Below are 21,012 nucleotides of genomic sequence, written 5' to 3'. Positions count from 1 at the left end.
TAGACTATGGTGCCCTCGCCGTGGCGCCCACGCCACGGTGCGCGGGCCCCGGGACCTGTTCCCGGCGATGTGCCCAGCCAGTTGCCCACGACCCCAGGAGCGCCTTATGCCGACCGCGGATTCGATCCTCAGCCACGACCCGGACCTCGCCCCGATCGAGGCGGTCACCTCGCCTGTGAAGTCCGACGTGGTGGTGGTGGGAATCGCCGCGGATGCCGCTGTCGACGGGGAGAAGAAGGCGGCCCCCGTCGTCGTCGCCCCGGGTCTCGAGGGTGAGGCGACCACTGCGCTGGCCACGCTCGCCCGGTCGCTCGGCGCGTCGACCAAGGTCGGCGCCACCACCCGCGTGCCGGCGCCGGCGGGGGTCCCCGGCGATTCGGTCGTGCTGGTGGGCCTCGGTGGCTCCGAGGACGAACGGACCGACGAGGTCCTGCGCCGTGCGGCCGGTGCCGCCGCCCGCGTCTGCCGTGGCCTCGGGTCGGCGCTGGTCCTTCTCGACGCCGGGCGCGCGGAGGCCGTCGCCCTGGGCGCCGGGTTGGGGTCCTTCGCTCCGGCCAAGGTCACCGCGAAGGACGAGAAGAACGACGACGACGCAACCGCCGCGGACACCCTCCGGGTATTCGTCGGCGAGGGCGGCTCGGACGCGGTCTCCCGGGCCGCCACCATCGCCGAGTGCGTCGGTCTGGCCCGCGACCTGGTCAACACCCCGCCCAACCTGTTGTTCCCGGGCTCGTTCGCTGATCGCGCGGCGGCGCTTGCCGCGGAGGCCGGCCTGGAGGTCGAGGTGCTGGACGAGGCCGCGCTCGCCGAGGGCGGGTTCGGCGGCATCCTCGCCGTGGGTGGCGGCTCGTCCCGCGGCCCACGCCTGGTGCGTCTGACCCATCGTGGCGGCCCGGGGCGTCCGACGGTCGCGCTCGTGGGCAAGGGCGTCACGTTCGACACCGGCGGCATCTCCATCAAGCCCGCGGCGGGCATGGAACAGATGACCATGGACATGGGCGGCGCCGCGGCCGTGGTCGCCACCGTGATCCTGGCCGCGCGCCTCGGGCTGGACATGACCGTCATCGCCTCGGTGCCGATGGCGGAGAACATGCCGTCGTCCACCGCCTACCGGCCCGGCGACGTGCTGACCATGTACGGCGGGACGACGGTCGAGGTGCAGAACACCGACGCCGAGGGCCGGCTCATCCTGGCCGACGCGATCGTGCGCGCCTGCGAGGACTCGCCCTCACACCTCATCGACACCGCGACCCTGACCGGTGCCCAGATGGTCGCGCTCGGTAAGAAGACCCCGGGCGTCATGGGTACCGAGGAGTTCCGCGACCGCGTCTCCGAGCTCAGCCGCGGGGTCGGCGAGGGTGGCTGGTCCATGCCACTGCCCGAGGAGCTGCGCGACGGCCTGGACTCGGAGGTCGCCGACATGACCAACGTGACCCCGCACCGCTGGGGCGGCATGCTCTCGGCGGCCCTGTTCCTGCGGGAGTTCGTGGCCGAGGGCGTGGAGTGGGCGCATATCGACATCGCCGGTCCGGCGTACAACGACGGCGGCCCGGAGGGCTACCTGCCCAAGGGCGCGACCGGCGTGCCGGTGCGGACCATGCTCGCGGTGCTCGAGGACATCGCCGCGACCAACTGACGGCGTTCGGCGGCTTCCGGCCGCCGACGGCTTCCGGGGGCCGACGGGCGGGCTACCGCTCGTCGGCCCCGCGCATCTGTTCGCGTAGACGTTCGGCGCGCTCGCGACGCTCCCGCTTGATGCGGACCTCTTCGTAGTCACGCATCCGCTGCGGGTACCCGTTCACGGAGGCGTCGAAGAGCGGCACCTTGAGTTCGGAGGTGATCCGACGGGCGGTGGCCAGGTCACCGACCGGACGACGCGTCCACTCGCCGTCGAACGCCACCAGGCACAGTCCCGGAACGGAGACCAGTGTCTCCGGTTCCAGGAAGGCCTCGACCCCCACGCGGGTGCGGCACCACCGGCGGAAGTGGTCCAGATCGGCCGGGTCGGCGGGGATCCGGGCGTTCCGCCGTCGGAAGATGTCCTGGATCCCCATCGTCGGCCTCCTTCCGCCGGACCCCCGTCCGGGGTGGGTCCGACCATGATGTGGCGATCGTACCGAGCCTCAGCAGCCGAGATCTGAGCGGCCACCTGCCGGAACCGGGTCCGGCCTGCGCCCGGATCGGTGCGTCCGGCAACGCCGACCAGTGGCAGAAGGCACAATGGACGACGATCATCTGGACTGGGCGCCACCGCGGACCGGTCCGGTGCTCCGACGAACAGATTGTTGCCCAACCCACGTCGCCGCTCATCGCGGGTGCGGACCGCGCCCGGGAGCTGCGCCTAAGAACTCTCGAGGAGTCACGACACCATGGCCTTCTCCGTACAGATGCCGGCACTCGGTGAATCCGTCAGCGAGGGAACCGTCACCCGCTGGCTCAAGAAGGAGGGGGACACGGTCGAGGTCGACGAGCCTTTGCTCGAGGTCTCCACCGACAAGGTCGACACCGAGATCCCTTCACCCACCGCGGGTACGCTGACCAAGATCATCGCCGGCGAGGACGAGACCGTCGAGATCGGCGGCGAGCTCGCCGTCATCGACGACGGCTCGGGCGGAGACGACGATTCCGGCTCTGGCGAGGACGCCGCCGAGCCGGCCGAGGACACCTCCTCTGACGATTCGACCGACGAGCCGGCCGAGGAGACCCCGGCCCCGGCCGAGAAGTCCTCCGGCGGCAGCAACAAGGGCGGCGGCAAGGGCACCGACGTGGTCATGCCCGAACTCGGCGAATCCGTCACCGAGGGCACCATCACCAAATGGCTCAAGGCGGTCGGCGACACCGTCGAGGTCGACGAGCCACTGCTCGAGGTCTCCACCGACAAGGTCGACACCGAGATCCCCTCCCCCGTCGCCGGCACCCTCCAGAAGATCGTCGCCGACGAGGACGAGACCGTCGACGTCGGCGCCACCCTCGCCGTCATCGGCGAGGGCGCCGCCGGCGAGGCCGAGCCAGAGGACGAGGGCACACCCGAGCCCGCGGAGGAGGCCCGCCCGGCGCAGGCCCCCAAGCAGGCCGAGGGTGACGCCACGGACGCCTCGGGCGCCGAGAAGCAGGCCGACAAGGCCGGCGACACCCCCGAGCAGGAGAAGAAGGCGGCCGCCAAGGCGGAGGCCAAGACCGACGGCGGGGACGCCGGACGGCGCGAGAAGTCGGCTCCGCAGGCATCCTCCGACTCGGGTGTGCCGAAGCGGGCCGAGCCGGCGGCTGCCGCCAAGTCGGGGTCGTCCCCATACGTGACCCCGCTGGTGCGCAAGCTCGCGCAGGAGAACGGCGTGGACCTGGACACGGTCAAGGGCACCGGCATCGGTGGCCGAATCCGTAAGCAGGACGTCCTCGCAGCAGCGCAGGGCGGCACGGACGAGAGCACTCCGGAGCCCCCCGCCAAGGCGGCGCCCACCACTGGTGGTCCATCGTCCGCGGGAGTCCGGCCGGAGCTCGCCGAACTCCGCGGCACCACCAAGAAGGCCAACCGGATCCGCAAGGTCACCGCCCGGATCACCCGTGAGTCGCTGCAGTCGAGCGCGCAGCTCACGCAGGTCTTCGAGGTCGACATGACGCGCGTTGCGCAGCTTCGTGCCCAGGTCAAGGAGCAGTTCGCCGACAAGCACGGCGTCAAGCTCACCTACCTGCCGTTCTACGCCAAGGCCGTGGTCGAGGCTCTCGTCTCGCATCCGAACGTCAATGCGTCCTACGACGAGGACTCCAACGAGATCACCTACCACGAGTCGGTGAACCTCGGCATCGCCGTGGACACCGAGGCAGGACTGCTCTCGCCGGTCATCAAGAACGCCCAGGACATGGATATCCCGACCCTGTCCAAGTCGATCATCGACCTCGCGGAGCGGGCGCGGGCCGCCAAGCTCACTCCCGACGATCTCTCGGGTGGCACGTTCACCATCACCAACATCGGCAGCGAGGGTGCCCTGTTCGACACCCCGATCCTGGTTCCGCCGCAGGCGGCGATGCTGGGCACCGGCGCGATCGTGCGTCGCCCGGTGGTGGATGCGGACGACGACGGCGAGTCGATCGCCATCCGGTCGATGGGCTACACCCCGCTGACCTACGATCACCGCCTGATCGACGGCGCTGACGCCGGCCGCTTCCTCACCACGGTCAAGGACCGTCTCGAGAAGGCCGAGTTCGAGAGCGACCTCGCGCTGTAGCCGGTAGGTCCTGACGACGGGCGCCCTCCTTTCGGGAGGGCGCCCGTTCTCCTGTCTCACGTGGGTATCGGCAGGGGCTTTTCGAGCCGGCCGCCCTCTGCCGTCGGCATCGGGGCCTACGCTGCAGGACATGCCCTTCAACGGTCAATCCCTCCGCCGCGACCCGACCCCTCCGGAGATCCGCCGACTCGACACGGTCGAGTACTCCCCCACGTGGGAGCTCCAGCGCACCCTCGCCGAGGAACGCGCGGACGGGCTCCGCGGTGACACGGTCCTGCTGTTGGAGCATCCCGCGACCTACACCGCGGGCAAGCGCACCGAGCCCTCGGACCGGCCGATGGACGGCACCCCGGTGGTGGACGTCGACCGTGGTGGCCGCATCACCTGGCACGGCCCCGGCCAGTTGGTGGGCTACCCGATCATCGCGCTGTCCGACCCGATCGACGTGGTGGAGTACGTCCGGCGGGTCGAGCAGGCGCTCATCACCACCTGCTCCCGCCTCGGGGTGGAGGTCAGTCGGGTCGAGGGCCGCTCGGGGGTGTGGTGTGCCGCCTCCGACGGGCGCCCCGAGCGCAAGATCGCGGCGATCGGGATCCGCGTCCAGCGCGGGGTGACGATGCACGGGTTCTCGCTCAACTGCGACTGTGACCTCGGTGCGTTCTCGCGGATCGTCCCGTGCGGCATCGTCGACGCGGGCGTCACCTCGTTGACCGAGGAGCTCGGCCGCACCGTCACCGTGTCAGACGTGCTGGAGCAGGCCACCTCCGACTTGGTGGAGGCCCTGGACGGCCGGCTGCCCGTCGTGTGATTCGAGCGTAGGGTGGCTGGCGTGACTGTGACTCCCGAGGGCCGCAAGCTTCTGCGTATCGAGGCCCGCAACGCCGAGACCCCGATCGAACGTAAGCCTTCCTGGATTCGAACCCGCGCCACCATGGGGCCCGAGTACAAGGAACTCAAGGGTCTGGTCCGTACCGGCGGCCTGCACACGGTGTGCGAGGAAGCCGGATGTCCCAACATCTACGAGTGCTGGGAGGACCGTGAGGCCACTTTCCTCATCGGCGGCGAGCAGTGCACGCGTCGCTGTGACTTCTGCCAGATCGACACGGGCAAGCCCAGCGCCCTGGACCGCGACGAGCCCCGCCGTGTGGCGGAGTCGGTCCGTGAGATGGGGCTGCGTTATTCGACGATCACCGGAGTCGCCCGGGATGACCTGCCCGACGGCGGTGCGTGGCTGTACGCGGAGACCGTCCGCAAGATCCACGAGTTCAATCCCAATACGGGCGTAGAGAATCTGATCCCCGACTTCAACGGGAACCCGGACCAGTTGGCCGAGGTGTTCGAGTCCCGCCCCGAGGTGTTGGCGCACAACCTGGAGACCGTGCCCCGGATCTTCAAGCGCATCCGGCCCGCGTTCCGGTTCGACCGGTCGCTCGAGGTCATCCGCGCTGCCCGCGATTTCGGGCTCGTCACCAAGTCGAACCTCATCCTCGGCATGGGAGAGACCACCGAGGAGATCGTGGACGCGATGCGCGATCTGCACTCCGCCGGGTGCGACATCCTCACGATCACGCAGTACCTTCGCCCCAGCCCGCTCCACCACCCGATCGACCGCTGGGTCAAGCCCGAGGAGTTCGTGGACCTGTCCGAGCAGGCCCGTGAGATCGGTTTCGCCGGCGTCATGGCCGGGCCGCTGGTCCGCTCCTCGTACCGCGCCGGCCGCCTCTACGTCCAGGCGCTCGAGCACCGTGGCGAAGAGGTCCCGGAGCACCTGGAACAGCTGAAGACCGGCGGCGCCGCGTCCCAGGAGGCCTCGAGCGTCCTGGAGCGCGAACAGGCTCGCGTCTGACCGTTCTCCCCCGCACTCCCCCGGAGCGCTCACCGCGGTTCTCGAACCGTGGTGTCGGCCACGTATCCTGATGGGCATGGCGAAGAGCGAGCTCAGCAAGGCGGACAAGAAGGAGGCCCGGGCCGCTCGGCGGCAGGCGGGCAAGGAACAGCGCGGCCAGATGTGGGAGGCGCTGAAGATCCAGTCCAAGCAGGACAAGCTCCTGTGGCCGCTGATGATCGGCGCGGTGGTCCTCTCCGCCCTGGTGTTCTTCTTCCTCGGCAAGATCTGGGGCGGCGAGTGGTGGATGCTCCCGCTGGGCGTCCTGGTCGGCGTCATGCTCGCCATGACGATCTTCTCCCGCCGTATCCAGAACACCGTGTACGGCAAGGCCGAGGGCCAGCCCGGGGCAGCGGCGTGGGCCCTGGACCAGCTCCGCTCGGGCTGGCGCGTCAACCAGGCGGTCGCGGCGACCACGAACTTCGACGCGGTCCACCGCGTCGTCGGCCGCTGCGGCATCGTGCTCGTCGGCGAGGGACAGCCCCACCGCCTCAAGCCGCTCATGATGCAGGAGAAGAAGAAGGTCGCCCGCGTGGTGGGTGACACCCCGATCTACGAGCTGATCGTGGGCGACGAGGAGGGCACGACCCCCGAGCAGGTGCCGCTGCGCAAGCTCAACCGTCGACTCACCCGGTATCCGATGAACATCAGCCGGCAGAAGGTCGATGCGCTCGACACCAGGCTTCGCGCGCTGAGCACCAAGACCGGGGTGCAGAACCAGATGCCGAAGGGCCCGGTCCCCCAGGGCGCCAAGGTCCGCAACATCCAGCGCAGCGCCCGCCGGAGAGGGTGAGCGACCCGACGGCCGAGCGGCCGCGGCCTGGGACGACACAAGGTCCCGGTCCGCGCACGACAAGAGCGTTCCGACCCTCTCGCATCAGCGGGAAAGTCGGAACGCTCTGGTCATTTCCGGGGCCGGGCGATGCCGGGCCGGGCCGGTGACCGCGACCGGGTCCTCGGCGCTGGGCGAGTCGGCGAGCCGGCGTATCAGCGGGTGCGGATCAGTGCGGTGCCCGTGGCGCGGTCGTGCATCCCCCGGCCGTCCTCATCCTGAACCAGCGGCGGGATCAGGAAGAAGATGAAGACGACCCGGACCAGCGACCGCACGAATCCGACCCGCTCATCGGCGTCGATCCTGGCGGTTCCGATCCCGAGCATCGCCTGCCCCGGCGACTGGGCGAACAACCAGACGCAGACCACGCCGATCACACCCCAGACCGTCGGGACCGCCCAGCTGGTGACCGCGGCGGCCGTCTCTCCGCCCAGGGCCCCCGGCCCGGCGAATGCCACGACGATCCCGACCAGCGCGTAGGCGAGGAACCAGTCCACGATGAGCGCACCGAAACGGGCGCCCAGCGAGGCCATGGACCCCTCGCCGGCGGAGGGCATCCCCAGGCGCTCGCCCTTGTACTTCTGTTCGGGTCCGCCCCCGGACGAGGTCGGTCCGGACAGCCATGAACCCGCTACTTCGCGCATGTACCCAGGGTAGCCGGGGAAACCGCCGATCCCCATGTCGGTGGCCTGTGCCCCGCCGGACTAGGCTGGGACGAGTGGGAAGGACTCCACCCGGTCCGTCGGTTAACACTCGCGAAACATTCACTTGACTGCCGGGCAACACCACGCCCATATCGTGAGGTCACCGCTCGACGGGAAGACACCGGTCGCCCGTCGCACTGAAGAGACGAGGAGCGACACCGTGGCATTCTCCACGCCGGACGAGGTCATCAAGTTCATCAAGGATGAGAACGTCGAGTACGTCGACATCCGGTTCACCGACATGCCGGGCGCCGAGCAGCACTTCTCGATCGCTGCCGCCGCCTTCGACGAGGACATGATCGAAGAGGGCCTCGCGTTCGACGGCTCCTCGATCCGCGGGTTCCAGTCGATCCACGAGTCGGACATGATGCTCCTGCCGGATGTCACCACGGCGCGCCTGGACCCGTTCCGCAAGGCCAAGACGCTCAACATCAGCTGCTTCGTGCACGACCCGTTCACGCGCGAGGCCTACAGCCGCGACCCGCGTAACGTCGCGCGCAAGGCGGAGGAGTACCTGATCTCCACCGGCATCGCCGACACCTGCTTCTTCGGTGCGGAAGCCGAGTTCTTCATCTTTGATTCGGTTCGCTACGGCTCGGGCACCAACCACGGCTTCTACGAGGTCGACTCGGTTGCAGGCCACTGGAACACCGGTGCCCCGTCCGAGGCTGACGGCTCCCCCAACCTCGGCTACAAGGTGCGGGCCAAGGGTGGTTACTTCCCCGTCGCCCCGTACGACCACTTCGTGGACCTGCGCGACGAGATGTCGACCAACCTCACGAACGCCGGCTTCGAGCTCGAGCGACTCCACCACGAGGTGGGCACCGGCGGCCAGCAGGAGATCAACTACAAGTTCAACACCCTGCTGCACGCGGCGGACGACGTCCAGTTGTTCAAGTACATCGTCAAGAACACCGCCTGGCAGAACGGCAAGTCAGCCACGTTCATGCCGAAGCCCCTTTTCGGTGACAACGGCTCGGGCATGCACGCCCACCAGTCGCTGTGGAAGGACGGCAAGCCGCTGTTCCACGACGAGTCGGGTTACGCGGGCCTGTCGGACATGGCACGCCACTACATCGGCGGCATCCTGCACCACGCGCCCTCGCTGCTGGCGTTCACCAACCCGACGATCAACTCCTATCACCGGCTCGTCCCGGGCTACGAGGCCCCGATCAACCTGGTGTACTCGCAGCGCAACCGCTCGGCGTGTGTCCGCATCCCGATCACGGGCAACAACCCCAAGGCCAAGCGCATCGAGTTCCGCTGCCCCGATTCATCGGGTAACCCCTACTTCGCGTTCGCCGCGATGATGATGGCGGGGATCGACGGTGTGAAGAACAAGATCGAACCCCTGGACCCGGTCGACAAGGACCTCTACGAGCTCCCGCCGGAGGAGGCCGCCGACATCCCCCAGGCGCCCACCTCGCTGCCGGCCGTGATCGATCGCCTCGAGCAGGACCATGAGTACCTGACCGAGGGCGGCGTGTTCACCGAGGACCTCATCGAGAACTGGATCTCCTACAAGCGGGAGCACGAGATCGCGCCGATCAACCTGCGACCCCACCCGCACGAGTTCGAGCTCTACTACGACTGCTGAGCCCGGACCCCGCTGCACCGCGGGGTCGCCGGATGACCTCAAGACCTGAATACCGTAAACGCCCCGGCCGATCGGCCGGGGCGTTTACGGTTGGACCCAGTGGGACACGCCGACGTCGTGAGAAGCGCCGGAAGGAGCCGGGTGGATATGGATGCCGACGAGATCGACTTCCGGAGCTCCTCCCCGCGGGCGCGGCCGCTGATGGTCGTCGCCGCCGCCCTCGACCCGGATCACGACCCGCGGATCGACAGGGACGGCCAGGGGTACCCCGTGTTCCTCAAGCTGTCCCGGGTACTCGACCCCGAGGAGGCGCGCCTCATCCTCGACCGCAATCCGTTCCTCCACGCGACCGCCGGCTCACGCAAGCTAATCGCCATGGACACCACCGTGGAGACCGTGCGCGAGCAGAAGGACCGCCTGCAGCTACTGCTGGCGGAGGTCGAGGCCGATGCCCTGGCCGAGCAGGCGCGCCAACGCCTCGAAGAACATCGGGCTGCCGAACTGCGGCTGGCCGAGCTACGCCGACGAAACGACGTGCTCGGCGAGATCGACTGGTAGCTGCCTCAGCCGCCTCGGCAGTCCCAGCCGGACAGAAGGCCCGGTGGATTCAGCCCGCCTGGCGACCTCAGCCCAACTTCGGGAAATTCTGCGGGCAGTACGTCATGACCGCCGTGCCGAGGAAGTAGCCCTGCCCGTCCGGGTCCAACCGGGCGTGCTCGCCCAGCCATCCGGACACCTCGTCCATCTGTTGCCCACCGTCGAAACGGCCGCACGCCTCGTGCGCGGTCGCCACCGGATCCATGCCCTCCGCCAGCGCGATACCGCGCCCGTCCAGTAGCGCCACGAAGTCCCCGGCGCCAGGGGCGGGCGGCGGGGCGCCACCGGACTCCGGCGCGGGCTCACCCTCCGGGGCCGGCTCGGGTGCAGGGGGCGGGTCGGGTTCGCCGGGAAGCGGCGAGTGTGACGTGGACGGGGGCGGGGACACCGGCCCGGTCGGCTTCTCCGGACGCTCGTCAGCGAACGGGGTGGTGGTGGCGGCCGTGGTGGCCGAGTCCTGGGCGATGACCTCGGGGGCCTCGCCGTCGACCGTCGCCCCGCCGCAGCCTGCCAGAGCGGCGGCGAGCGCGACCGTGGCCGCACCGGAGGCGATGAGACGCGATCGGGATCTCAACGGGCGTGAACTCATGGTGCGCATGCTAGGGCACCGGGTCCGCTACGCGGGTAGACGCACCGTCGCCGTGACGCCACGATGATCGGTCCGGTCCACGCGGACGGTGCTGGTCTCCCCCACCGAGACCGCGCCCCGGGCGAGGATGTGGTCGATCCCGATGAGCGGAGGGAAACGACGGTCGGCCGGCCACGTGGGCACCCACCCGTCCCCGCCCGCCGACACCGAATCCGCGTAACCGAGTTCGCGCAGTTCGCGGAACCTGACGTGATCCCAGGTGGCGTTGAAGTCCCCGCCCACCACGACCGGCGCCGGACCGGGCAGCCCGCCGAGATACGACCGCAGCCTGTCCGCCTCCTCGACGGCACGCGGGCCGTCGAAGACCGGCGCCACCGGGTGCGCAGCCACCACCGTGACCGGACCCGAGGGGCCTGCCATCTCGGTCCGCAGAACGCCCAGGCTGAAGCCGGGGATCCGCTCCGGGGAAGAGAGCGGATAGCGCGACCACACCGCCACGCCCTCGGTGCCCGGCGCGGTCGCCGCCGACTCATGCGGGAGCAGGCTCGTCAGGCCGGCGGTGCGCAGCGCATCCGCCGACTCCGGGGTGGCCTCCACGGTCAGCAACATGTCCACCCCGCCGGTGCGGACGGCGCGCACCAAGTCGTGCGGGGCAGCTCTGCCGAACTCGAGGTTCTGCACCATCACCTTCAGGGGCACCCCGCCGGCGGGGTCGTCGTCGTAAACCGGTGACGACGCCACGAGCGGACCGTACTGGACCACCCCGGCGCCGACGAGCGCCAGGGCCAGGATGGTCAGCGCCAGGGAGCGGGCACTCAGCGCCGCGACCAGCGCGACCAGGCAGAAGAGCCAGGCCGCGAACGCGAACGTGGCCAACACCAGGACCGTGGGGTTCGCGGATCGGGACAGGTGGAGGGCGACCCCCGCGGCGGCGACCAGCGCCGCGAGCACGGACACGGCCCGCGCCGCCGGCCGGCGCCCCACGGGAGGTGGCGTCACCGAAGGAACTTGCGCAGATCCCCCAGCGCGGCGATCACGCGGTCGAGGTCGTCACCGTTGCGGACCATCGAGCGGACCGTCTCGGCGACCGAGGCGACGGTCGGCGAGGACGGAGCCCCGGACGCGGCGCCCGGCTCGGCGGTGGGCTCCACGAGCGCACGGGAGGCGGCGCGGGCTGCCCCGGGGCGACGACGATCCGGGCCCAGCTCGATCTCGAACCGGTCGCCCTTGTCGTCGGACCCGAGGCAGCGGACGCGCTCGTCGGCGGGCACTCCCGCGGCGCGGACGGCGTCGACGAACTCGTACAGCTCGCCGTAGGTGACCCCGTCGAGGGTGAGGGTGAGGTTCATCGTGACTGGCATGGGCCCAGGTTATCGCCGTTGGTGCCAGCGGCGCATCGGTGAAGACCCCGGGGTCGACCCTGATCTCACGCGGCGCGGCTCGTCAGACCTCGCCCCAAAACACGTGCTCGACGGCCTTGCGACCGTGGCGGGTCACCCGCAGGTACTCGTTGAGGAACTCGGCGCCGTCCGAGGACCCCGTGCAGATCGAGGCTACGGCGGACAGGATCTTGCCCTGGCCCGGCAGCTGGTCGACGGCCTTACCGCGCGCCAGCACGAGCGCGTTGCGGGTGTGGCCGGCCATGAGCCACGACTGCACCAGCGCATCGCGCTCGCCCTCGCTGAGCAATTCCGCGGAGGCCGCGGCGTCGAGCGCCTCGAGGGTCGAGGTCGTGTGCAGTCCGGGCACGCGTGCGGCGTACTGCATGGTGAGCAGCTGGGCGCACCACTCGACGTCCGCGAGCCCGCCGCGGCCGAGTTTGGTGTGCGTGGCGGGGTCGGCGCCGCGCGGCAACCGCTCGGCGTCGATGCGGGCCTTCATGCGGCGGATCTCCTGCACGACCTTGGGCGGGACCCCGTCCTCCGGGTACCGGTGGTCGTCGATCATGTGGAGGAAATCCAGCCCCAGGCCGCGGTCACCGGCCACGAACGACGCGCGCAGCAGCGCCTGCAACTCCCACGTCTCCGCCCACGTGGAGTAGTAGGCGCCGTAGGAGGCCAGGGTCCGCACGAGGGGACCACTGCGCCCCTCGGGACGGAGGTCGGTGTCCAGGTCGAGAGGAGGATCCGACGACGGCGAGGACAGCAGCCTGCCCACGCGTTCGGCAACCTGGGTGGCCCAATTCAGGGCGTCCTCCTCGGCCACCCCCTCGGCCGGGTCGCACACGATCATCACGTCCGCGTCCGAACCGTAGGACAACTCGTTCCCGCCGAGACGGCCGAGACCGATGTAGGCCAGCCGGGCCGGTTGCCCGCCGCTGCCGGGCAGCATGTCACGGATCACCGCGGCGAGTGATGCCTCGAGTACCGCCTTCCACACCGCGGTGAGGCGTCGGCCGACATCGGGCACGGAGATCATCCGCAACACGTCCGCCGCCCCGATGCGCGCAAGCTCGGCGCGGCGCAGGGAACGGGCGGCCGCGATGACCCGCTCCGGGGTGCGGTGGCGGGCGGCGGAGGCGGTGAGCGCCGAGGCGATGTCGGAGACCTTCGAGGCCATCAGCGCCGGCCCCTCCGCGCCGTCGGTGAGGTCGGGGATCACCTCGGGGTTGCGCATGAGCAGCTCCGCCACGAACGGGGAGGTGCCCAGAACCTGGACCAGGCGGCGGGCGACGATGCTGTCGTCCCGCAGCGTGCGCAGGAACCAGGTGATGTCCTCGTTCTCCTCGCACAGGCGGCGGTAGGCCAGCAGACCCGCGTCGGGATCCGGGGTGTCGGCCAGCCATTCCATGAAAGTCGGCAGGAGCAGCGCCTGGATGCGGCCGCGCCGGTTGTTCTGCCCGGCCAGCGCGCGCAGGTGCCCGAGGGCGTTGCGGGGCGCGCCGAAGCCCAGCGCGCCGAGCTGGCGCTCCATCGCCTGGGGACTGAGCGAGAGCGCCTCGGCGTCGTACGAGGCGATCGAGTCCAGCAGCGGGCGATAGAACAGCTTCGAGTGCAGGCGCCGCACCCGGCGGCGGACATCACGCAGGCGCTTGCGCAGCACCTGCGCCGCGTCACTGGGTCCGTCGGGCCGGATTCCCGAGGCGCGGGCGAGCCAGCGGTACCCCTCGTCGTCGCCGTCCTCGGGCAGCAGGTGGGTGCGCTTGTACCGCTCGAGCTGGAGCCGGTGCTCGAGGAGCCGGAGGAACTCGTAGGCGGCAACGAGGTCGGAGCCGTCCTCGCGCGCGATGTAGCCCCCGGCGCGCAGAGCGCCCAACGCCTCGACGGTGCTGGTGACGCGTAGCTCCTCGTCGGTGCGCCCGTGCACCATCTGCAGCAACTGGACCGCGAACTCCACGTCGCGCAGCCCACCCCGGCCGAGCTTGAGCTCGCGGTCCCGCAGGGCCTCGGGCACGTTCTCCTCGACCCGACGACGCATCGCCTGGACGTCGTGGACGAAGTCCTCCCGCTCGGCGGCGGTCCACACCATCGGGTAGACGGTGTCGTGGTACTCGGTGGCCAGGGCGAGATCGCCGGTCATCGGCCGGGCCTTGAGCAGCGCCTGGAACTCCCACGTCTTGGCCCAACGCCTGTAGTACCTGGCGTGCGAGTCCAGGGTGCGGACCAGTTCGCCGGCCTTGCCCTCCGGGCGCAGCGCGGCGTCGACCTCGAAGAAGGCCATCGAGCCGATACGCATCATCTCCCCCGCGACCCGCGTGGTCTTGGCATCGGCGGGCTCGGCCACGAAGATCACGTCGACGTCCGAGATGTAGTTGAGCTCGCGCGCTCCCCCCTTACCCATCGCCACCACGGCCAACCTCGTGGGCATCGGTGAATCCGGGTACACGGTCGTCACGGCCACCGAGAGCGCGGCGGTGAGGGCGGCGTCGGCGAGATCGGACAGCCTGGACCCGACCTCGCCGAACGGCAGGGCCGGCTCACGGGTCTCGACCGTCGAGGCGAGATCGTGGGCCGCCAGCAGCGCCACATGGTCGCGGTAGACGGACCGCAGCACGTTCACCGCGGCGCCGCCGATGATCCCGGCCCGATAGGTGCCGACGCTGCGCAGATCCTCGGACTGCGTCGGTTCGGGGGCGTCCCCGACCGGGGCCTCGGGGACGGCCTCGACCGCCGCGAGCAGGTCGGACAGGACGTCCTCGCGGGAGGGCAGCGGCGACCGCATCAGGGTCCACCGGGTCGGCTCGGCGACGATGTGGTCCCCCAGCTGGCTCGACGAGCCCAGAAGTGCGAGCAACCGCGCCCGCACCCGCGGATCGGAGCGCAGCGTCGAGTCGAGTGCTGCCACACCGCTGTCGACGGACAGGGTGGCGCCACTGCGTGAATGCGACTCGGCCGCCAACGACTCGCGGAGGCGGACCAGGGTAGCCAACGCCAGATCAGGGTCCGGAGCCCGTGACAGCGCCCGGAGGACGGGGACGGCGTCGTCGTCGTTCCATCCCAGGTACTCGAGGCGCTCCGCCGCCCGGTCATCCAGGAGTCCCAACCGCCCGGGGCTGGGGGTCCGGGGGCGGGCGGAATGCGGACTCACGCCGATACCTCGGGCGCCCGACCGCCGGTCACAGCGCGAGGTAGTTGCGGAGCTCGTACGGGGTGACGTCGCTGCGGTACTCGCGCCACTCGCGGCGCTTGTTGCGCAGGAAGAACTCGAAGACGTGCTCACCGAGCGCCTCGGCGACGAGCTCCGACTCCTCCATCGCGTCCAGCGCCTGCTCGAGACTGCCCGGCAGATCGGTGTAGCCCATCGCGCGCCGCTCGCGGCGGCTCATGGTCCACACGTCGTCCTCGGACTCCGGCGGCAGCTCGTACCCCTCCTGCACGCCCTTGATACCGGCGGCGAACATCACCGCGAACGCCAGGTACGGGTTGCAGGCCGAGTCCGGGCTGCGGACCTCGATCCGGCGCGAGGACGCCTTGTTGGGCGTATACATGGGCACGCGCACCAGCGCCGACCGGTTGGCCCGGCCCCACGTGGCCGCCGTGGGGGCCTCGCCGCCGCCGATGAGCCGCTTGTAGGAGTTGACCCACTGGTTGGTCACCGCCGAGAACTCCGGGGCGTGGCGCAGGATGCCGGCGACGAACGACTTGGCCGTGGCCGACAACTGGTACTCGTCGTCCTGCTCGTGGAAGGCGTTCGCGTCGCCCTCGAACAGGCTCATGTGGGTGTGCATCGCCGAGCCCGGGTGATCGCGCAACGGCTTGGGCATGAACGAGGCCCACACGCCGTTGTTCATCGCGACCTCCTTCACGATGTACCGGAAGGTCATGATGTTGTCCGCCATGCTCAGCGCATCGGCGTAGCGCAGGTCGATCTCCTGCTGACCCGGCGCGCCCTCGTGGTGGGAGAACTCCACGGAGATGCCCATGGCCTCGAGCGCCTCGATCGCGTGGCGGCGGAAATGCGGCGCGGTGTCGTGGACCGCCTGGTCGAAGTAGCCGCCGTTGTCGGTCGGCACCGGCTCCGCACCGTCGGTGTCCAGGCTGCGGAACAGGAAGAACTCGATCTCCGGGTGCACGTAACAGGAGAAGCCGAGGTCGGCCGCCTTGTTGAGCTGGCGGCGGAGCACGTGGCGGGGGTCGGCCCAGCTCGGGCTGCCGTCCGGGTTGAAGATGTCGCAGAAGATGCGGGCCGAGTGCTGGCCGCCGTCGGCGTGGGCCCACGGCAGCACCTGGAACGTCGACGGGTCCGGCTTGGCGACGGTGTCCGCCTCGGAGACCCGCGAGAAGCCCTCGATGGCGGAACCGTCGAACCCGATGCCCTCCCCGAACGCGCCCTCCAGCTCGGCCGGGGCGACGGCCACGGACTTGAGAGTCCCCAGCACATCGGTGAACCAGAGCCGGACGAACCGGATATCGCGTTCCTCTAGGGTCCTGAGAACGTACTCCTGCTGGCGGTTCATGCCGTCCAACCTAGTGCCTGCCGCATTACGTCCGTGTGACATCCCGCCCTGCGCCGCCGAGCCGTCGCCGGGGACACGCGCCGCGCCGTGCCGGTCCGGGCCGTGGCAGACTCGTCCGCGACGCCGCGCGGCCCCGGCTGCGCACGTCACCGCCCCCTATCCGCCCGGGGACCGGCGTACGACCGGCCTCGAGGTCACCCAAGGAAGGCCACACCGCCATGAGCGACAACCCCGACACCCCCGTCTACGGATCCGGCGCCGCGTCGGACACCGAGCAGCAGGGTCTGACCCGGGTCACCCGCATCCACCACCTCGCCGAGCTCAAGGCCGCCGGCGAGCCCTGGCCGATGCTCACCGCGTACGACTTCGTCTCGGCTCGTCTCTTCCAGGAGGCCGGGATCCCGGTCCTGCTGGTCGGCGACTCCGCCGCCAATGTCGTCTACGGCTACGACACCACCGTCCCCGTCACCGAGGACGAGATGATCCCGCTGGTGCGGGCCGTCACCCGCGGCGCCCCCAGGGCGCTCGTCGTGGCCGACCTGGTCTTCGGCTCCTACGAGGGCTCACCCGAGATGGCGGTCGCCGCCGCCACGCGCATGATGAAGGAGGGCGGTGCGCAGGCGGTCAAGCTCGAGGGCGGTGTGCGCATGGCCCCGCAGATCCGGGCGATCGTCGACGCCGGTATCCCCGTGATGGCGCACATCGGCTTCACGCCGCAGTCCGTCAACGGGCTCGGCGGCTTCCGCGTCCAGGGCCGGGGCGACGCCGCCGACGAGCTCTGTGCCGACGCACGCGCGGTACAGGAGGCCGGGGCGTTCTCCGTGGTGATGGAGATGGTGCCGGCCGACCTCGCCAAGGAGGTCTCCGACGAGCTGGAGATCGCCACCGTCGGCATCGGCGCCGGCAACGGGTGCGACGCCCAGGTGCTGGTCTGGCAGGACATGGCCGGGCACGGGACCGGGCGCACCGCGAAGTTCGTCAAGCAGTACGCGCAGCTGGCGGACAGCCTGCGCGACGCCGCCCGCGAGTACGGCACCGAGGTGCGCTCGCGCGCGTTCCCCGGCCCGGAACACTCCTTCTGATGACGGCCGACGGGACCGCCCCGCGCGACGGGGGAACCCTGCGCCGCGCGCCGTATCCGGAGATCGAACCCCACGAGTCCGGGATGCTCGACGTGGGCGACGGACAGCGGCTGTACTGGGAGTGCTCCGGCACCCCGGACGGCACGCCGGTGGTGTTCGTCCACGGCGGTCCCGGCGGCGGCACCACCCCCGCCCACCGGCGGATGTTCGACCCGTCCGTCTACCGGATCATCCTGGTCGACCAGCGCGGCTGCGGCCGCAGCACCCCGCATGTCGCCGACGGCGCCGACCTCGCGGTCAACACCACCTGGCACCTGGTGGGCGACCTCGAGCGCCTCCGCGAGCACCTCGGAGTCGAGCAGTGGCTGCTCTTCGGCGGATCGTGGGGGTCGACGCTCGCGCTGGCCTACGCCCAGGAACACCCCGACAGGGTCCGCGGCCTGGTCCTGCGCGGGATCTTCCTGTGCCGGCCGTCGGAGATCGACTGGTTCTACCGTGGCGGCGCGGCGCACCTGTTCCCTGACGTGTGGGAGGGCTACCTGGCGCCCCTGATCGCCGCCGACGGCGCCGACGCCGTCCACCGGCCCGGGTACGACCACGTGGCGTCCTACCACCGGCTCATGCACTGCGGCGACCCCGCGACCGAGCTCGAGGCGGCCCGCGCGTGGACCACGTGGGAGACATCCACGTCGGTGCTGCTGCCCCGCACCCCTGCCGGCGACGGCGTCGGAACCGGTGATCAGGATCGGTTCGCCCTGGCGTTCGCCCGGATCGAGAACCACTACTTCGTCCATGACGCCTTCCTCGACGGCGCCGCGATCCTGGACCGGATGGACCGGATCACCCACCTGCCGGCGGTGATCGTGCACGGCCGCTACGACGTGGTGTGCCCGGTAGCGAACGCGTGGGAGCTACACGCGGCCTGGCCGGGCTCCGAGCTGCACATCGTGCCCGACGCCGGCCACGCCATGGCCGAGCCCGGCATCACGCATCTGCTACTCGAGGCCACGGACGCCTTCCGCCCCTGAGCCCGGCGGGCCGGTCAGCCCTCAGAGCACGCCGAACCGGCGGGACATGGCCACCGTGCCCCGCTGGTACGCGGACGGGAATAGCCGGACCAGGGCGTCGATGAGGTGCGCGTCCGGCCCCACGAGGATCCGGGCCCGCCGCCGCTCGACGCCGTCGAGGATCACCCTCGCGGCCGTCGAGGCCTCGGTGCGGGCGAACTTCTCGTCGAAGATCGAGGCGAAGCCCGCGCTGTCGAGCCCCTCGGCGGCGCCGGCGTTGCGGGCCACCGCGGTCTTGATCCCGCCGGGGTGGACGCAGCTGACGTCGACGGGATGCCCGTCGGCGAGCATCTCCATCCGCAATGACTCCGTGAAGTGCTGTACTGCCGCCTTGGCGGCGTTGTAGGCGTTCTGGGTGGGCACGGACAGGATCGCGAAGATGCTGGAGACGTTGGCCAGGTGTCCGTCGCCGGAGGCGATGAGGTGGGGCAGGAACTCCTTGGTGCCGTGGACGACGCCCCAGTAATCCACGTCCATGACGCGGGCGATGTCCTTGTACCCGGATTGGCTGACCCGCCCGGTGAACGCGATACCGGCGTTGTTGATCACCAGGTTCACCACGCCGAAATGCTCGACGACCTGCCCCGCGTACTCGGCGACCATGGCCTGCTCTGTCACGTCGAGGCGCTGGGAGTGCACGTCGGTGGCACCGTCGGTGCGGGCCATCGCGACGGTCTGCGCCAGGCCGTCGACGTCGATGTCGCTCAGCGCCAACCGAGCGCCGCGGCGGGCGGCCTCGCGAGCGAGCTCGCGGCCGATCCCTGATCCGGCCCCGGTGACGACGACGACCTTGCCGTCCATCCGCCAGCGGGATCGGCGGCCCGTCAGCCCGCCTATCGTCTCGGTCGTCCTGGCGATCATGCCGCTCATGCCCGGGCCTCCTGTCGGGTGTGCTGCGCCGCCGCGTCGGCAGGAGTGCGGCGGTACGCGCTGAGATCGAACTCGCGCGTCTCACTACGGAAGGAGAAGGTGAAATCGGGCCACACGGCGGGGGCGTTGCCCTTGTCGTCGAGGTACCAGCTCCGACAGCCGGTCGTCCACACGGTGTCGCCCGTCGAGGCCCGCAGTTCGCTGTTGTAGGCGTCCTGGACCACCTCGCGGACGTCGACGGTCTGCAGGTTCCGCTCCCGCATCGTGCGCAGGGCGTCCGCGAGGTAGTTCAGCTGGGACTCGATCATGTAGATCATCGACGAGTGCCCCAGGCCCGTCGCCGGGCCCACCAGGACGAACAAGTTGGGATAGCCGGACACGGTCGTGCCCTTGTACGCCTCCATCCCGTCTGCGGCCCACTTGTCGGCGAGGGTCCGGCCATCGGCGCCGCGGACCCGTTCGAAGAACGGCGAGTCGGTGACATGGAAGCCGGTGGCCACCACCAGCACGTCCGCGGGGTGCTCGACACCGTCGGCGGTGGTGATGCCGCTGCCGGTCACCCGCGTGATGGGCGAGGTCACCAGATCGACGTTGTCTCTGGTGAGCGTCGGGTACCAGGTGTTGGACAGCAGGATCCGCTTGCAGCCGATCTCGAAGCGCGGCGTGACCTTCTCGCGCAGGCTCCGGTCCCGCACCTGCATCGCGAGGTGCGCACGTCCGATCGCCCGGATCGGCGCCAGCGCCGCGCGGCTGCGGGTCAGGCCGACGACCTGGAACTCGCGGCTGACGTACTGCAGGGTCCGCATGACGCGCTGCAGGCCGGGGATCCTCCGGTACGCCTTCCTCTCGATCTGCGGATACGTCCGGTCCATCCGCGGCAGGATCCACGGGGCGGTGCGTTGATAGACGTCCAGATGCGACACCGTGGGGGCGATGGACGGCACCACCTGGATCGCCGAGGCCCCGGTACCGATGACCGCGACCCGCTTACCCGCCAGCGTCACCGAGTGGTCCCAGCGGGCGGTGTGGAAGACCTGTCCGGCGAAATCGTCGATGCCCTCGATTTCCGGCCGCTTGGGCTCGCACAGTGCGCCGACCCCCAGCACCACCACGCGGGCATCGTAGGTGCCCTCGCTGGATTCGACGGCCCACCGGCCGCGGGCCTCGTCGAAGTCGACGGCGGTCACCTCCACGCCGAAGTGGATCTTGTCGCGGACACCGGCCTCCTGGGTGACCCGACGGATGTAGTCGTAGATCTCCCCCTGCGGCGAGAACGCTCGCGACCAGTCCGGATTGAGGGCGAAGGAGTACGAGTACAGGTGCGACGGGACATCACATGCCGCACCGGGATAACTGTTGTCGCGCCACGTGCCGCCGACGTCCGTGCCCCGTTCGAGGACGACGAGATCGTCGAATCCGTCCTGCGTGAGCCGGATGGCCGCGCCGAGCCCCGAGAACCCGGCGCCCACCACGAGCACATCGACGGTCCTGACCTGTTCCACTTGACCCCCCAGAGACGACATCAGACTGCAGACCCCGGCCGACCGCCTACGCCCTGCTCAGCATGTGACCAGTGCCACGCGAGCCCGGGGCCACGTCAGACCTTACTCCCAAGTAAGTCCGTGCAGGGGTGAGGGGACCTGCGGCGTTAACCCGGTGCTGGTAAAACC

At 70.3% G+C, this 21,012-nt stretch carries 18 protein-coding genes; 9 read left to right on the top strand and 9 right to left on the bottom strand.

The annotated features are described in order from the left end of the window. The first annotated feature begins 106 nt into the window (after positions 1-106). A complete protein-coding gene (locus tag ACWGLC_RS08390; RefSeq protein WP_452099449.1) occupies positions 107-1,636 on the top strand; it encodes a leucyl aminopeptidase in 1,530 nt (509 codons plus the stop codon). A 52-nt stretch (positions 1,637-1,688) separates the two neighbouring features. Here the strand turns inward: ACWGLC_RS08390 and ACWGLC_RS08385 are convergent, their stop codons facing one another. Next, the gene (locus tag ACWGLC_RS08385; RefSeq protein WP_230929494.1) at positions 1,689-2,054 is read right to left on the bottom strand and encodes an oxidoreductase; all 366 of its coding nucleotides are present in this window, start codon (positions 2,052-2,054) and stop codon (positions 1,689-1,691) included. A 315-nt stretch (positions 2,055-2,369) separates the two neighbouring features. Between ACWGLC_RS08385 and sucB the strand changes: the two genes are divergently transcribed. The 4 genes from sucB (at position 2,370) to ACWGLC_RS08365 (ending at position 6,901) form a co-directional block, all read left to right on the top strand. Further along, a complete protein-coding gene (gene sucB, locus ACWGLC_RS08380) occupies positions 2,370-4,223 on the top strand; it encodes a 2-oxoglutarate dehydrogenase, E2 component, dihydrolipoamide succinyltransferase (RefSeq protein ID WP_452099448.1) in 1,854 nt (617 codons plus the stop codon). A 130-nt stretch (positions 4,224-4,353) separates the two neighbouring features. Continuing rightward, positions 4,354-5,031, top strand: coding sequence for a lipoyl(octanoyl) transferase LipB (gene lipB, locus ACWGLC_RS08375; protein ID WP_452099447.1), 678 nt, complete (start codon positions 4,354-4,356; stop codon positions 5,029-5,031). Positions 5,032-5,052: 21 nt separating this feature from the next. Continuing rightward, entirely contained in the window at positions 5,053-6,069 is a 1,017-nt protein-coding gene (gene lipA / locus ACWGLC_RS08370) for a lipoyl synthase (protein WP_230929497.1), read from the top strand. 76 nt (positions 6,070-6,145) lie between these two features. Continuing rightward, positions 6,146-6,901 carry a DUF4191 domain-containing protein gene (locus ACWGLC_RS08365; RefSeq protein WP_452099446.1) on the top strand — a complete coding sequence of 252 codons (756 nt, stop codon included), beginning with the start codon at positions 6,146-6,148 and terminating at the stop codon, positions 6,899-6,901. 194 nt (positions 6,902-7,095) lie between these two features. Here ACWGLC_RS08365 and ACWGLC_RS08360 read toward each other — a convergent pair whose 3' ends face one another. Further along, positions 7,096-7,584, bottom strand: a complete 489-nt coding sequence (locus ACWGLC_RS08360; protein ID WP_452099445.1) for an RDD family protein — start codon at positions 7,582-7,584, stop codon at positions 7,096-7,098. 220 nt (positions 7,585-7,804) lie between these two features. On the opposite strand from ACWGLC_RS08360, the gene glnA (ACWGLC_RS08355) reads away from it, so the two are divergent. Together glnA (ACWGLC_RS08355) and ACWGLC_RS08350 are read left to right on the top strand one after the other, a co-directional pair. Next, positions 7,805-9,241, top strand: a complete 1,437-nt coding sequence (gene glnA / locus ACWGLC_RS08355) for a type I glutamate--ammonia ligase (RefSeq protein WP_452099444.1) — start codon at positions 7,805-7,807, stop codon at positions 9,239-9,241. 147 nt (positions 9,242-9,388) lie between these two features. Further along, complete coding sequence (locus tag ACWGLC_RS08350; protein WP_452099443.1) at positions 9,389-9,799, top strand: hypothetical protein; 411 nt, start codon at positions 9,389-9,391, stop codon at positions 9,797-9,799. A 67-nt stretch (positions 9,800-9,866) separates the two neighbouring features. Here ACWGLC_RS08350 and ACWGLC_RS08345 read toward each other — a convergent pair whose 3' ends face one another. From ACWGLC_RS08345 to glnA (ACWGLC_RS08325), 5 genes are all read right to left on the bottom strand, one after another. Continuing rightward, positions 9,867-10,427, bottom strand: coding sequence for a DUF732 domain-containing protein (locus ACWGLC_RS08345; RefSeq protein ID WP_452099442.1), 561 nt, complete (start codon positions 10,425-10,427; stop codon positions 9,867-9,869). A 27-nt stretch (positions 10,428-10,454) separates the two neighbouring features. Then, positions 10,455-11,426, bottom strand: coding sequence for an endonuclease/exonuclease/phosphatase family protein (locus ACWGLC_RS08340; protein WP_452099441.1), 972 nt, complete (start codon positions 11,424-11,426; stop codon positions 10,455-10,457). Further along, positions 11,423-11,788 (bottom strand): hypothetical protein, encoded by a 366-nt coding sequence (locus ACWGLC_RS08335; protein ID WP_230929504.1) that lies wholly within the window; start codon positions 11,786-11,788, stop codon positions 11,423-11,425. Before ACWGLC_RS08335 ends, ACWGLC_RS08340 begins: the two co-directional genes overlap by 4 nt. An 82-nt stretch (positions 11,789-11,870) precedes the next feature. Continuing rightward, entirely contained in the window at positions 11,871-14,954 is a 3,084-nt protein-coding gene (locus ACWGLC_RS08330; RefSeq protein ID WP_452099440.1) for a bifunctional [glutamine synthetase] adenylyltransferase/[glutamine synthetase]-adenylyl-L-tyrosine phosphorylase, read from the bottom strand. Between the two features lie 28 nt (positions 14,955-14,982). Then, positions 14,983-16,323, bottom strand: a complete 1,341-nt coding sequence (glnA, locus tag ACWGLC_RS08325) for a type I glutamate--ammonia ligase (protein ID WP_230929506.1) — start codon at positions 16,321-16,323, stop codon at positions 14,983-14,985. 218 nt (positions 16,324-16,541) lie between these two features. Between glnA (ACWGLC_RS08325) and panB the strand changes: the two genes are divergently transcribed. Together panB and pip are read left to right on the top strand one after the other, a co-directional pair. Then, positions 16,542-17,405, top strand: a complete 864-nt coding sequence (panB, locus tag ACWGLC_RS08320; protein WP_452099439.1) for a 3-methyl-2-oxobutanoate hydroxymethyltransferase — start codon at positions 16,542-16,544, stop codon at positions 17,403-17,405. Then, a complete protein-coding gene (gene pip / locus ACWGLC_RS08315) occupies positions 17,405-18,433 on the top strand; it encodes a prolyl aminopeptidase (protein WP_452099438.1) in 1,029 nt (342 codons plus the stop codon). The genes panB and pip overlap by 1 nt, the downstream gene beginning before the upstream one ends. A gap of 21 nt (positions 18,434-18,454) precedes the next feature. Here the strand turns inward: pip and ACWGLC_RS08310 are convergent, their stop codons facing one another. Both ACWGLC_RS08310 and ACWGLC_RS08305 read right to left on the bottom strand, forming a co-directional pair. Next, complete coding sequence (locus ACWGLC_RS08310) at positions 18,455-19,273, bottom strand: SDR family NAD(P)-dependent oxidoreductase (protein ID WP_452099510.1); 819 nt, start codon at positions 19,271-19,273, stop codon at positions 18,455-18,457. A 65-nt stretch (positions 19,274-19,338) separates the two neighbouring features. Next, the gene (locus ACWGLC_RS08305) at positions 19,339-20,844 is read right to left on the bottom strand and encodes a flavin-containing monooxygenase (RefSeq protein WP_452099437.1); all 1,506 of its coding nucleotides are present in this window, start codon (positions 20,842-20,844) and stop codon (positions 19,339-19,341) included. Positions 20,845-21,012 lie beyond the last annotated feature (168 nt).

The sequence above is a fragment of the Dietzia sp. NPDC055877 genome (assembly GCF_053615975.1).
The sequence above is the reverse complement of the archived record's forward strand: the minus strand, read 5'-3'. Positions and strand labels throughout refer to the sequence as shown.

Excerpts from the sequence above, each read along its gene's own strand:
- ACWGLC_RS08390 (WP_452099449.1), top strand. The coding sequence starts at position 107 with ATGCCGACCGCGGATTCGATCCTCAGCCACGACCCGGACCTCGCCCCG.
- ACWGLC_RS08385 (WP_230929494.1), bottom strand. The coding sequence starts at position 2,054 with ATGGGGATCCAGGACATCTTCCGACGGCGGAACGCCCGGATCCCCGCC.
- sucB (WP_452099448.1), top strand. The coding sequence starts at position 2,370 with ATGGCCTTCTCCGTACAGATGCCGGCACTCGGTGAATCCGTCAGCGAG.
- lipB (WP_452099447.1), top strand. The coding sequence starts at position 4,354 with ATGCCCTTCAACGGTCAATCCCTCCGCCGCGACCCGACCCCTCCGGAG.
- ACWGLC_RS08365 (WP_452099446.1), top strand. The coding sequence starts at position 6,146 with ATGGCGAAGAGCGAGCTCAGCAAGGCGGACAAGAAGGAGGCCCGGGCC.
- ACWGLC_RS08360 (WP_452099445.1), bottom strand. The coding sequence starts at position 7,584 with ATGCGCGAAGTAGCGGGTTCATGGCTGTCCGGACCGACCTCGTCCGGG.
- ACWGLC_RS08350 (WP_452099443.1), top strand. The coding sequence starts at position 9,389 with ATGGATGCCGACGAGATCGACTTCCGGAGCTCCTCCCCGCGGGCGCGG.
- ACWGLC_RS08345 (WP_452099442.1), bottom strand. The coding sequence starts at position 10,427 with ATGAGTTCACGCCCGTTGAGATCCCGATCGCGTCTCATCGCCTCCGGT.
- ACWGLC_RS08335 (WP_230929504.1), bottom strand. The coding sequence starts at position 11,788 with ATGCCAGTCACGATGAACCTCACCCTCACCCTCGACGGGGTCACCTAC.
- glnA (WP_230929506.1), bottom strand. The coding sequence starts at position 16,323 with ATGAACCGCCAGCAGGAGTACGTTCTCAGGACCCTAGAGGAACGCGAT.
- panB (WP_452099439.1), top strand. The coding sequence starts at position 16,542 with ATGAGCGACAACCCCGACACCCCCGTCTACGGATCCGGCGCCGCGTCG.
- pip (WP_452099438.1), top strand. The coding sequence starts at position 17,405 with ATGACGGCCGACGGGACCGCCCCGCGCGACGGGGGAACCCTGCGCCGC.
- ACWGLC_RS08310 (WP_452099510.1), bottom strand. The coding sequence starts at position 19,273 with ATGGACGGCAAGGTCGTCGTCGTCACCGGGGCCGGATCAGGGATCGGC.